The 12,370-nt window shown below is 44.6% G+C and carries 9 protein-coding genes; 3 read left to right on the top strand and 6 right to left on the bottom strand.

The annotated features are described in order from the left end of the window. The first annotated feature begins 127 nt into the window (after positions 1-127). From GC097_RS20060 to GC097_RS20050, 3 genes are read left to right on the top strand one after another with little or no spacing between them, the layout of a single operon-like run. Positions 128-1,564: a spore germination protein gene (locus tag GC097_RS20060; protein WP_246294356.1), complete on the top strand. Its 1,437-nt coding sequence runs from the start codon at positions 128-130 to the stop codon at positions 1,562-1,564. Then, positions 1,561-2,673 (top strand): GerAB/ArcD/ProY family transporter, encoded by a 1,113-nt coding sequence (locus tag GC097_RS20055; protein WP_281364319.1) that lies wholly within the window; start codon positions 1,561-1,563, stop codon positions 2,671-2,673. The genes GC097_RS20060 and GC097_RS20055 overlap by 4 nt, the downstream gene beginning before the upstream one ends. Next, positions 2,663-3,781: a Ger(x)C family spore germination protein gene (locus GC097_RS20050; RefSeq protein WP_171685076.1), complete on the top strand. Its 1,119-nt coding sequence runs from the start codon at positions 2,663-2,665 to the stop codon at positions 3,779-3,781. The genes GC097_RS20055 and GC097_RS20050 overlap by 11 nt, the downstream gene beginning before the upstream one ends. 21 nt (positions 3,782-3,802) lie before the next feature. Here the strand turns inward: GC097_RS20050 and GC097_RS20045 are convergent, their stop codons facing one another. From GC097_RS20045 to GC097_RS20020, 6 genes are all read right to left on the bottom strand, one after another. Next, the gene (locus tag GC097_RS20045; protein WP_171685075.1) at positions 3,803-5,458 is read right to left on the bottom strand and encodes an MGH1-like glycoside hydrolase domain-containing protein; all 1,656 of its coding nucleotides are present in this window, start codon (positions 5,456-5,458) and stop codon (positions 3,803-3,805) included. Between the two features lie 101 nt (positions 5,459-5,559). Continuing rightward, positions 5,560-6,906 carry an ABC transporter substrate-binding protein gene (locus tag GC097_RS20040; protein WP_171685074.1) on the bottom strand — a complete coding sequence of 449 codons (1,347 nt, stop codon included), beginning with the start codon at positions 6,904-6,906 and terminating at the stop codon, positions 5,560-5,562. Positions 6,907-7,018: 112 nt separating this feature from the next. After that, positions 7,019-7,858 (bottom strand): carbohydrate ABC transporter permease, encoded by an 840-nt coding sequence (locus GC097_RS20035; protein ID WP_171685073.1) that lies wholly within the window; start codon positions 7,856-7,858, stop codon positions 7,019-7,021. 4 nt (positions 7,859-7,862) lie between these two features. Beyond that, entirely contained in the window at positions 7,863-8,780 is a 918-nt protein-coding gene (locus tag GC097_RS20030; RefSeq protein ID WP_171685072.1) for a carbohydrate ABC transporter permease, read from the bottom strand. 86 nt (positions 8,781-8,866) lie between these two features. Next, positions 8,867-10,480, bottom strand: a complete 1,614-nt coding sequence (locus GC097_RS20025) for a response regulator transcription factor (RefSeq protein ID WP_171685071.1) — start codon at positions 10,478-10,480, stop codon at positions 8,867-8,869. Continuing rightward, entirely contained in the window at positions 10,473-12,275 is a 1,803-nt protein-coding gene (locus GC097_RS20020; RefSeq protein ID WP_171685070.1) for a sensor histidine kinase, read from the bottom strand. Before GC097_RS20020 ends, GC097_RS20025 begins: the two co-directional genes overlap by 8 nt. Positions 12,276-12,370 lie beyond the last annotated feature (95 nt).

The raw sequence follows: 12,370 nt of genomic DNA, 5'->3' as shown, positions 1-12,370 counted from the left end.
TCCTTCTCGTAACAACGGTATTGTTTGTTAAGCGATGGAAGGTTATGCAGTTGGAGAAGGGATTTTCTCCCTTTAGCCAATGAATATATTGGGGATATATGGAGAAAATACACACCGAGGTGGAGTTATGAAAATTTTTCAAAAACATGTAGACATAAACGAATTGCCATCGCTGGAGCAAACCATCGCGGAGTTTAAGGATTGTATGGATTTTACGCACCAAACCTTTCCTAAAAGCCATGTCGATGTTGTGTATCTTCCCACTTTAGCTGGAAATACGGAACTTTTCCGCGCAATTATCCATCCTTTTACTCATACAACCGAGGAAGAAGTAGCAGACATATTGCAATATGCGCCCTACCAACCCGTTCATGATAGAAAAACATGCATCAAGGGGATCTTAGACGGCCATGCAGCTATCTTCTTCAATCAAAATGCCTATATAGTTGATGTTTCTGAATCTATTGGCCGTACCATTGAACAATCGGAGACAGAATCCGTTATCATTGGACCACATGATGGTTTTGTCGAAGATATTGCTCAAAATCTTGGCTTACTTCGAAAAAAAATTAAAAGCGCCCAATTAAAAACAATGAAGTTTCAAGTGGGCGAAGTAACGAAGTCCGATGTCATTATCGTGTATCTGGAGGGTATTGCCAATCAAGAACTCGTTCACATGCTCGCAGATCGCATTCAAAACATTGAAATTGACATGGTTCTTGAAGGAAATATGTTGGTTCAGCTGATCGAAGAAAATCCAAACTCTATTTTCCCACAATTCATGACCACAGAACGGCCCGACGCCATCGTATCCAAAATCGTTGGGGGCCGCATAGTAGGATTTGTCGATGGCAGCCCTTCCGCGTTTAGTTGCCCGACGTCTTTCTTTGATTTCTTTTCTTCACCCGACGATTACTATAGCAGATGGCTCTTAGGGACAGCGATCAGACTTCTTCGCATTGCTGGATTTGCTCTCACCCTTGGTTTAACTTCTTTTTACGTTTCGGCTACGACCTTTCATTATGAAATGATTCCTCATACGATGCTCTATAACTTAACCGAATCGAGAAGCAAAGTACCGTTTCCTCCGTTACTCGAAGCTTTGATTATGGAAACGACAATCGAATTACTTCGGGAGGCCGGCGCCAGGCTTCCAACGAAAATCGGGCAAACCATCGGTATCGTCGGCGGTATCGTGATTGGACAAGCAGCTGTTCAAGCCGGATTTACAAGTAATATCCTCGTCATTACCGTAGCTACTTCTGCCATCGCCTCATTTGTTGTGCCAAGCTATATTATGAGTGCATCCATTCGACTCATCCGTTTTGGATTTATCATCTTAGCGGGATTATTAGGAAATTTAGGACTCGTCATCGGCATCGGGTTTATGGTTATCCATCTTGCCGGAATTACAAATATGGGTACTTCCTATTTAACTCCTGTTGCTCCTTTAAATATGAATGATATCTTAGATACTTTTATTAGAGGACCGTTCTGGTCGTTGACAAAACGTCCCAGCATTTCAAAATCTAAAAATACGATCCGAAATAAAATGCGAAAATGACGGTGGTTTCTGTGAAGGAAAAATTAAATGCTTTCCATATTGCACTACTCATCTTCATGATTGAGATAGATATCACGATTTTCGATCTTCCCCGTATCGTTGCCGAAAACTTGGGGACAAATGGCTGGGTAGGCCTTCTCGTTTTATCTTGTGCAGCCACTTTCAACATTTTTCTTTACTGGATCGTTTATAAGTCGGGAAATGGAAGGTCCGCTTTTCAAATTTTGGAGAGCTCTCTTCCAAAGATATTACTTTACCCGTTCTATGTATTAATTGCCCTTGTCTGGATCGGGCTCGCGTCCTTCATCGGGAAGAACTTCATTTTTATTTTTCAATTGCTTTATTTTCAATCCATGAACCCAATGATCATTTTTTTTGTGTTTTGCATCATGGTTTATTTCTTGCTTAGTAAGAACTTATACAACATTAGCAAGGCAAATACCCTATTCTTCTTTTTGACCATTTGGATTGTCGGATTGATCTTTTTTTATTTTGACGATTGGAAAATGATTCGGTTTACAAACTCATTTTTTCAGGGGACAACCAAACCGCCTTCCTTTCACAATTGGGTGGAAGTGTACAAGGTTTTCGTTGGTTACGAGTTATGCTTGTTTTTCATTCCTTTTACGAATAAAGAAAGCAAGTTGTTTAAAGGCGTATTTGCCGGCCATTGGCTCGCAACCTTCATTCAACTCATCATCATTTGGATTTCATCCGGCTTCTATAGTTTTGAGCAATTGCAAGCACTCCTTTATCCGCTCATGAATATGTTCAGTTATATTGAACTCCCTTTTATTAACCGGATAGAAAGTGTGATCTTCCCTTTTTTTCTATATGTGAATCTGATCTCAACGGTTATGTTTTGTATCGCAGCGCTCATGACCGTAAAGCAACTATTCCCACATGCCCGGCCGAAATCGATCGAAATGGTTATCTCCATCATCGTGTTTCTTACCGGATTTATTCCACAGATCTTAAGAAAATCTCAAGAGCTGCTCAGCCTTGCTTTTCATATTGAAATAGGCATTGCGTTTTCGATGCCCGTCCTATTAATCCTTGTATTGAAATTTCAGAAATGGAAGGGAAGGAATGCGAAAAATGAAATATAAAAAGGGGATCCTCCTTGTTTTTGTATTTCTTCTCGGCTGCTCGGATCAAAAAATTATTGAGAAAACGGGATTCGTAAGATCAATTGCTTATGACGTTGCAAACAATAAGGAAGGTGACGATTTAATAAAACTAACGATTAGCATTCCAAAATCAAATGAAAAGGAAGCCCTTATTTACTCCACCAATGCCAAAACCAGTAGAGAGGCAAGAATGATTTTCGACCGCCAAAACAATCGGAAGATTGTGAATGGCCAAGTCCGTCAAGTGTTATTTGGTGATAAATTCGCAAAGAAAGGCATCTGGAAACACATCGATGCCCTTGTTCGAGATCCCTCTGTCGGGAATCGCCTTCATGTCCTTGTTGTCGAAGAGAGCGCCAACAAATTGTTGTCAAGAACCTATCCCCAAGGTCAAACTGTAGGCGAGTATATTGACGATCTCATCCGTACGGAAGCGAATACCAACGATATTCCCTTCACAAACCTTTATTCCTTCGCTAGGGATTATTATGACGACGGCACTGATCCTGTATGTGCCATCATCAATGAAACGAAGGATAGCTTGATTATCGATGGAATTGCCTTATTCAGAAACGATCAGTATGTGGCCAAAATAAAACCGGAAGATAAAATGTTCTTTGCCCTGCTTCACGATAATTTAGGCTCAGGCAATATTTATATGGATTTGAGCGAGATTGACCAAAACCCAAATGAGCAAGCAGCACTTCTATATATTTCGAGTAAAAGGAAAATACATATTGTATCCTCTCCGGATACTCTGCTTCACGGCGGAAAATTAATGGTATCTATCGACATCAACATTATAGGTTCCTTGTTAGAATATTCAGGAGAGCTAAATATGAAAAATAATGCCGATCAGAAAGAACTCGAATCTAAGATGAGCGCTTTAGTTGAAAAGAAGAGTTTAGAATTAGTTGATATTATGAAAAAGAACAAAGTCGATCCCTTAGGCATCGGGCAATACGCCAGAAACATCATCCCTTATTCCGAATGGTTAAAACTTCCTCAGCGAAGCATCCTTTCTGATGCTGACTATACCATTCACGCGAAAGTGAAAATTAAAGATTTCGGAAGATTGCAGCAATAAAATGTGTCCATGAACACAAAACTACCGATAGGATGGTGCGATAACCCCCCTATGGGTGTCCGCTTCTCTCAGCTCTATGCCGTCAAACAGATCGAGTTGCTCGTTGCCTTTGACAGCTACTTGCCACTCTTGCCCTTCATAGACGACGGTCCCTTCTACAGTGCGTGCACTCATTCCAATGAACGATTTCAATTTGCCTTGACGGTCCGTTACTGCTCTTAATCCACTCGGAAACCGAAGACTTGCTATCCCATCCCGATAAACGACGGATTCTTCGATTGTATTCATAAGCTCAAAGGAAACCCCGTCTACTATGCGGCTATAAGCCGTAGCATCGGCAATTTCCTCTCCGTGATCGACGGCATAAGGCAGCAAACCTGTAAACCATAGTTCATTTTCCGGTCTAGGCATAATCCCGCACAAACGTTCGACATAATCGAGCATGCACAAAATGGCCGGCGAGTAAGTCTGCGTAAATCCCTCATCCCCTGTCCAAGGGCTTAGCGTTTGAGCGAAGCGTGTCATTTTATGAAATGCCGCCATAATCGGATAAAGCACATAGGTTAATTCTACAAACCGGCCATGATGTTCAAAAGCATGCGGAGCACGGATCAAGCTCAGAAAGTTAGACGGACCCGCCCAGCTGTTATAACTGGATGAAGGATCGAATCTCGGATCATCCATCGCCATCGAGGTGAACGGATATTTCGCAAAGAACTTGCGCGTATTGAGCAAATACTTGTTCAGCGCTTGGTCAAAGAAAGCTTGATCGCCAACTTCGCAAGCTAACACTCTCAGGAGAATATCCGACTGAACGCGAACCAGCTCATCATTCTTATCCCGGTCATAGAAAAATTGATCCGCCTCGTCGAAGCAGTATTGGAATAAGCTGTTCAAGCTGATTTCCGCTTTATCAAGCCATGGCTGGCCGCTCTCCCCTAACTCCTCCGCTATTTTTGCTAAATACAGCCTCTGGCAGTACACATTTGCCGTCAGATCCGGCGCAATGAAAGGCAGAATCGGGGAGTCCGGATTGTAAGATCTCGCATCATTCCTATGCGGCGTATCCGGCACATGCCAGAAACGCGGCGACAAATCATGCCCGGTATCAAACGTGCAGAACGCCTCAACCGCATTCGAACCACGGGTATTGCGATAGGTTTGCAGCCACACATCATAGCGCGCCATCGCCGCATACATTTTACGTAAAAATGCCTGATCCCGCCCATTCAGTTGATAATGATTCCAGACACTTCGCGCAAGCGGTGTCACCAATTGAATTTGCCTGTACGATGGGCCCGCTGCGGTCAATTTATAGGGCATTAACCCATCCTCGCGCTGAAAATCGGCAAATAATTCATACGTCGTTTGTGACACCGACGGAATAAAACGTGAAAGCAGCTCCGCATTAATTGTTCCCGTGCTTTCCAGCCAACAGCCTAAATAGATGCCGCCTTCATGCAAAATGGGTTTGTCGCTACCGGTGGGTACCACACAATCCAGCAGTCTACGGAGCGCATCGTAGTAAACCCGCTCAATTTTATCGGATGAAGCTGCGAATTTCACGCCATGATCCATCCATTCTGCGAGAACCGGGCCATCGGATGCTTTTTTTAGTTCGCCGATCTGATCCTCTATTCGAATAGCTCTCAGTTTCTCTAGCAGCTCATGACTCATAGAAATGCCTCTTTTCTTAGATTGGATTCTCCGCGATGACATCCGGCAGAAAAGAAAAAGACTGCCAGTGGCAGTCTCTTCTCCCGGCAAAGCGGATTTCCTTATTTGTTATTGTTGAAAATTTTCACTGCGCCGGTGTAGAAATCCGCCACACCTTTCTTCACGTCTTTCTTGCCAAAACCGATTTCCTGTACGGTTGTTTCAATCAATTTCGTATACTCCGTAAAGCCCGGAGGGTTATAACTGATCGCAAACGGCTCTTTATTCGTCGCTTCCGAAACACGGCTTGTGTAATCATAGATCACTTGATCAACCGGATTCGCATCCTTTTTCAGTAGATCGCGCATTTTGGATGTTACCGGAACGCCACGGTCATTGCCCAAAATTTTTGCTGCATCCGGATCATTGATCCAGTAGTTCATGAGCATGGCTACTTCCTTAGGATGCTTCGTTTTCGCATAGCCGGATAGCCCTTGGCTGGATTCAAATACGACACCGGTTCCTTTCGGACCGCGAGGCAGTTGCACCAGCTCCAGCTTATCTTGGATCAGGTTCTGATGAGCGCCAAGCTGATTGGAAGCCAGCAAGCTCATCGCTACTTTACCGGTAACAACGAGGGATTTGCTCGTATCTGACGGTGGGTTGGATACTTGCAGGGCCGGTGTGACAACGCCGCCGGCTTTGGACATCGTATCCCATAACCCGAACCATTCCTCGGCATCCTTCTGCTCAAATCCAAGCTTTGCGTTATCCATGTCGTAGAGCATTTTGCCACGTTGCTTCAAGAAAATATCCATGCCATCGACGGTGAAATTGTAGGTGCCAAAATAATCTTTGCCGAGCTTATCGGAAATTTCTTTGGAGATTCTTCCGTAATCCTCCCAAGACCAGCCGTCCTTCGGAACGGGAATACCGGCTTTTTTGAACAGCTCCGTATTCACCACGATCCCACGTGCATTAGCGCCGGCAGAGACATGAAGCAGCTTGCCTTTGAATGTGCCGTATTGGATCATCGATTTATCCATATCGCTTAGGTTAAGCTCTTTGCCCACATAGGGGTCCATTTCCATGAGAACGTTTTTATTGGCATAATCCACAACGTTACCGCCAAGGAAGAACGCATCAGGCGCAGTACCGGAGGCCAGCTGCGTGTTGAGCTTATCGAAATAACCGGAGCTTGGCGCAAACTCACCGACGATTTTGATATTCGGATTTTTCTCTTCGAATTTGCGAAGCGCTTCATTCGTGCGATCTGCACGCTTCTGGTCGCCCCACCACATCAATCTTAGTTCAACCGGTTCTGCCTTAGGTGCCGGGGTAGCTGAACTTACCGCTGGTGCGCTAGGTGCGCTGGTGCTTCCGCTGCTGCCTGTCCCCGTACCTGTGGAACAAGCTGTTGTAACCGCCATCAACATTGCCATCGTTGTCATGACCAAACGTTTTTTCATAGGTATTTTCCCCCTGCTTATAGTGTGATGATCGCCAACAACATGATCGTAAAGCATTTTCAAACCACTTAGAATGTCATTTCTTCGGGTGTTGACTCCTCATTTTTTCGGGTTATTTCAAACCTGTGGTCGCGATGCCATCCAGAAAATATTTCTGGAAAGACAAGAATATCGTCATGATCGGTACAAGAGAAAGCACGGACATCGCCAGCAGAGCTCCCCAATCCGACTCCCCGGAAGGATCGAATAAGGATCGGATACCGAGTTGCACCGTAAACAATTTGATGTTGTTCAAATAAATCATTTGCGAGAAAAAGTCGTCCCATGTCCATATGAACGTGAAGATAGCGGTTGTAATTAACGCAGGTACAAGTAGCGGCATCACAATGCGAAAATAGATCTGAGCCTGTCCACAGCCGTCGATGGTTGCACTTTCATCCAATTCTTTCGGAATTCCCCGAATGAACTGCACCATAAGCAGAATGAAGAATGAATCATGCGCCAACCATTTAGGTACGACGAGCGGTAAATACGTGTTAATCCACTCAAATTTGTTATAAATAATGTACTGCGGAACCAATGTGACATGGTAGGGCAGCATGATGGTCACTAGCATAAGGCTGAACCACAGCTTTTTGAATTTAAAATCCAGCCGGGCAAAAGCATACGCAGCGAAAGAGCACGTAATGATGTTACCTAGAACGGAAAGCACCGAAATTTGCGCGGAATTCAGGAAAAATCGTCCGAACGTGGTGCCCTGGAGCCCTTTCCATCCGTTTACATAATTCTCGAACGTGATCTTTGACGGCCAAAGACTCGTATCGGAGAAAATCAGTTGATTCGGTTTAAAAGATGAGCTGAGCAGCCATAAGACGGGATACAGCATCAACAAGCCAAAGGCGATAATCAACAAATGCTTCAGCAGTTTCGTAAAATTCCTCTCTACAGTCATTGGATCATCCCCTTTCATCCTTGCCGTCGCCATAAAATACCCAATACTTCGAAGTCAGGAACACAATCGCCGTCAACACGCCAATCACAACAAGCATGATCCAGGCAAGTGCTGAAGCATAGCCCATATCGAAGAAAGAAAACCCTTTCAGGTACAAGTATAACGTATAAAACAAAGTCGAATTGACCGGTCCTCCGCGCCCGTCCCCGATCACATAGCCGGGAGTAAACACTTGGAACGAGTTAATGATGCTCATCACCAAGTTGAAGAAAATGACAGGTGACAAGAGCGGTAGTGTAATTTGAAAAAACTGTCTGACCTTTCCTGCCCCATCCACCTGCGAAGCTTCATACAGATCGGCAGGCACCTGCTTCAATCCAGCCAGAAAGATAACCATCGCAGACCCAAACTGCCAAACAGACAATGTAATAATCGTGTACAAAATAGTATCCGGATGCGCCACCCAAGCGGGCCCTTTAATGCCAAACCAACTCAAGAATTGGTTGAACAATCCGTCGCCGTCGAATATTTTGCGCCAAACGATCGCAATCGCAACGCTTCCCCCTAACAAGGACGGGATGTAATAAACGGTCCGGTAGACGCCGAGCGCCCGGATTCCCTTATTCAGCGCCAATGCCACCAGTAAGGCGAAGATCAGCCGCAAGGGCACAGACAACAAGGCATATTGGAACGTTAATCCCATGGAGTGCAAGAAGGATTCATCTTCCGTAAAAATTTGCACATAGTTGTCCAGTCCTAGCCAGCGTGGGGAATTCAACAAATTAAATTTCGTGAATGACAAATACAACGATCCCAACATTGGTCCAAGCGTTAGACAGAAAAAACCGACTAACCAAGGCAGTAAAAATAAATAGGCGGTGCGATTTTGCCGCGAAAGGGCGGTTTTACGTAGAGATGACATGAGCGCCCTCCTCCTTCATGATCGTTTCGAGTGATTTTGCATCACCATTAGGATCATCATAAGGATTAACGGCGCTCCTTTGAATGCTATTTTTTTGGCACTTGAGTATTAATTTTTTCAGGTACTTTGAGACGAAGCCGGTAATCGGATGGCGATATCCCATACATGCGTTTGAATTTTGAACTAAAATAACTCGCATTGGAGAAGCCTGTCAATTCCGCGATATCCCACAGACTGAGCATCGTTTCATCCAGCAGCTGCACGGCTTTCGCCATCCTTACATCCGTGATGTATTGAATGAAGGTCTTGCCTGCTTTTGCTTTAAACATTTCGGAAAAATAAGAAGAATTATAATTAAAACGTTCGGCTAACATCGTTAAATTCAGATCATACATATAATTATCTTGAATGAATTGCTCGGCAGCCTGAATCATCGAATGATCGGCGTCGAACCGATCCTTTTCCGGGCCGAGAATGATTTTACCCGCCAGTTTATTCAGAAAATGCTGCGCTTTGGCTGCCGTATCGAATCCCCATACTTGCTCGGGACGAATCCACAACTGCTCTTCGCTTTCCAAAGTAATGCCGGCCGTAAAAGCCATCGCATCCAGCATTAGGTAAAGCTGAAAAATAAGTTTCACAAACCGGGCTGGAGAAGCTGCGAATGCCGCATGCAGCTCTTTGGAAACCGCTTGCTCAAAGGAAGACAGATCGCCGCGTGATACATATCGCTGCAGCACTTTGGCGGTCTCTTCCGAGAGATCGGCTTCCATTACCGATTGCTGCTGAATCGCTTTTGAAGCTGGATTGCCTGTTAAATTCCAAGCTAAAAGTGCGGACAAATAGCCATCCTTCCACTGTCTGAGGCCAATGACCGGCTGACCCTTGACAATCGCCGGCTCGAATCCCAAATGATGGGTTACGGCATTGTGAAGGTTCTGCGCAAACGCTTCCAGCTCCAACTCACTGGCGGCCGTAACGAAATGCATTAACCCCAAATAATTCGCATCGCGAAATACATGGAACAAACCATTCGTCGCCTCTGCGGCTTCTCTGCAAAACATCTCGAAAGGAAGCCTCATTTTGTCAGGCGAACGCTCACCTTGACTCTCGCCATGCAAACGCTCCATAGACCCTGCGGTGATGAAGCGCACCTGGCGATTTTCCCAAGTATCCAACTGAAACCATTTGGCTCTTTCGCGCATCATGGACTCTCGATCCACTTCTTCTTTTACCAGACGAACGATGAAATGCTCTTTGATTTCCATGTAATATTGTGAGAGTCGCCACTGCATCATCGCGTGTTGATCGCGTTCCGTTCGCAGCTCATTCAATTCTTGCACAATTTTACTCAGAGCTTCCGTCATTTCGTCTTGTGTAACCGGCTTCAACAAATAGTCCTTTGCCTGATTGCGGATCGCCGCTTTGGCATAATGAAAATCTTCATACCCAGTAATAACTATCAAACGCAAAGTCGGATAGAGCTCATAACACGCTTCCAAAAAGGAAATTCCATTCATGACAGGCATGTTCATATCCGTAATGACAATATCCACCGGGTGCTGTGCCAGCCAATCCATGGCTTCAGCCCCATTCCCCGCCTCACCGGCAAGTGACAATCCTAAACGCTCCCAATCAACCTTAAGCTTTAAACCAAGCCTTATTTCCGGTTCGTCATCGACAATAAGCACGTTATACATCCATTGTTCCCCCTTGTATTGGCAATACCAGTGAGATGCTTGCCCCTTCCAATTCTCCCGAAGCAATTTCAAATTCGAACAAATTCCCGTAATAAAGCTGGCACCTCGCTAGAACATTGCGCAAACCAATCTGCTCTGACCTCGTTTTCAAAATATGCTCGAAATGAGAAGTCAGCGATTCGGCGCGCAGCTCCTGCGATAATTCCTTCGTAATCCCGGATCCGTTATCGGCAACGGTGAGAATTAACCGCATCGCTTCTCTTCGTACACGGATGATCACTTTCGCCTCAGCTTGTTCCTTGAAACTGTATTTCACAGCATTTTCAATTAAGGGCTGCAAAATAAATTTAGGAATCATGAAGTGCTGCAGATTCTCTTCTTCCTCCAACGAGAGTTGAAGTCTATCCGCGAAACGAATTTGCAGGATGGACGTATAATAGCGGACATATTTCAGCTCTTCTCCCAGCGGAATTAAATCATTGCTTATTTTTAAAGAGAAACGCATCATTTTACCGAGAGCTTCTATGACTCTAACCGTATCCTGCGTACGCTGCTGCATCGCCAAACTGCTAAGCAGTTCTAAAGTATTAAATAAAAAATGCGGATTGATCTGCATCAATAATGCTTTATATTCCGCCTGCTGCCTCAGCAGCTTTAATTCAAATTCCGTTTTGATATGATACCTGAGCTGACTCACCATGTTCCGGAATGTCGTTGTGACATAACTGACCTCATTGTGCACCTTTTCTACGGCAGGTATCCGGTTCTCCGCCCCAGCGAAATCGCCCATTTGTACATAGCGCATCCCGGAGGCCAGCCGTGAGAGCGGTTTCGAAATACCGTGCGAAAGCCAAATTGCAGCAGCTATAGCGCCTATCAACAGTAAGGAACCAAAGATCAGCATGCTTGTACGCAGCTTGTACAGCTTGCCATACAGATCCAGCTCAGGCACAATGCCAACCAACAACCAGTTGTTATATTTCAGCTTTTTATACACCAAAATATCTTTAGCGCCATTCTCATTTTCCAAATAAATGACACCGTTCTGCAGATGACTATTGCGGATCGTTTCCATTTGCTCGGCAGCCTCGGGGTGAGAAGCATATTCACGCTGTCCCAGCACCGATTCTCCATTTCCGTCCAACAGGAAAATCGTACCTTTTTCTCCTAGATGAATGCGATTTAAAGGCTCCAGGAAAAATTCGGATCTGACATTAATTTTCAGCATATTTTTAGACTGGGATGGTTCGAAAGTACCGATGGGCAGCAATAAACTGAGAACGTCAAAAGGCTTCAATCGCCTGACTTCTAAAGCATCTTGATGCGCAGACACCCACTGAATGCTTTTTGTTTTAAATTGTTCGTACCATTGTTCATTCTTGAAAGAGGAATCGTTCACGATCTGATTATCCGTAGAGATCCACATTCCCTCTTGCCGATACACGGTGACCGACGACACAATCGAGTAATTGTTCGTGGTTTGCGTCAAAAATTGGCTCAAATTAATGTTCGCCAGCATTTTCTCGCCTTCCGGCGAAGCGGGATCTGACAAGGTGCTATCCCAGTTTTTCGTCATTGAGTTGTTAAAAACAATCGAGGAGACATCGTAAATTTGCATCAGCGCCATATTGACAAATGATCCGTACTCGTCCATTTTTTCGTATGCCGAAGATTCGATATAGGAGCGAATGATAGAGCGAGACTCCGTAAAAAAAAGATAGGACATCGTTCCGAATGAGACGAACAACAACACGACGAAAAATAAGATCAATCGGTTCTTGAGCGAGTAGAACATGCAAAGCCCCCTCTGACTGGATATCATATCTAGTTTAATTACATTCATATAACGCTCTGAGGCAGTGCTTTGTCAACTAATAAAATTATTTATAG

Origin of the sequence: Paenibacillus planticolens (genome assembly GCF_013141725.1) — a bacterium.
Taxonomy (GTDB): Bacteria; Bacillota; Bacilli; order Paenibacillales; family NBRC-103111; genus Paenibacillus_E; species Paenibacillus_E planticolens.
This window is presented reverse-complemented; position numbering and strand designations above follow the sequence as displayed.

Bases quoted from the DNA above. Each gene is read 5' to 3' on its own strand.
- GC097_RS20060 (WP_246294356.1), top strand. From the start codon at position 128: ATGAAAATTTTTCAAAAACATGTAGACATAAACGAATTGCCATCGCTG.
- GC097_RS20055 (WP_281364319.1), top strand. From the start codon at position 1,561: ATGACGGTGGTTTCTGTGAAGGAAAAATTAAATGCTTTCCATATTGCA.
- GC097_RS20050 (WP_171685076.1), top strand. From the start codon at position 2,663: ATGAAATATAAAAAGGGGATCCTCCTTGTTTTTGTATTTCTTCTCGGC.
- GC097_RS20045 (WP_171685075.1), bottom strand. From the start codon at position 5,458: ATGAGTCATGAGCTGCTAGAGAAACTGAGAGCTATTCGAATAGAGGAT.
- GC097_RS20040 (WP_171685074.1), bottom strand. From the start codon at position 6,906: ATGAAAAAACGTTTGGTCATGACAACGATGGCAATGTTGATGGCGGTT.
- GC097_RS20035 (WP_171685073.1), bottom strand. From the start codon at position 7,858: ATGACTGTAGAGAGGAATTTTACGAAACTGCTGAAGCATTTGTTGATT.
- GC097_RS20030 (WP_171685072.1), bottom strand. From the start codon at position 8,780: ATGTCATCTCTACGTAAAACCGCCCTTTCGCGGCAAAATCGCACCGCC.
- GC097_RS20025 (WP_171685071.1), bottom strand. From the start codon at position 10,480: ATGTATAACGTGCTTATTGTCGATGACGAACCGGAAATAAGGCTTGGT.
- GC097_RS20020 (WP_171685070.1), bottom strand. From the start codon at position 12,275: ATGTTCTACTCGCTCAAGAACCGATTGATCTTATTTTTCGTCGTGTTG.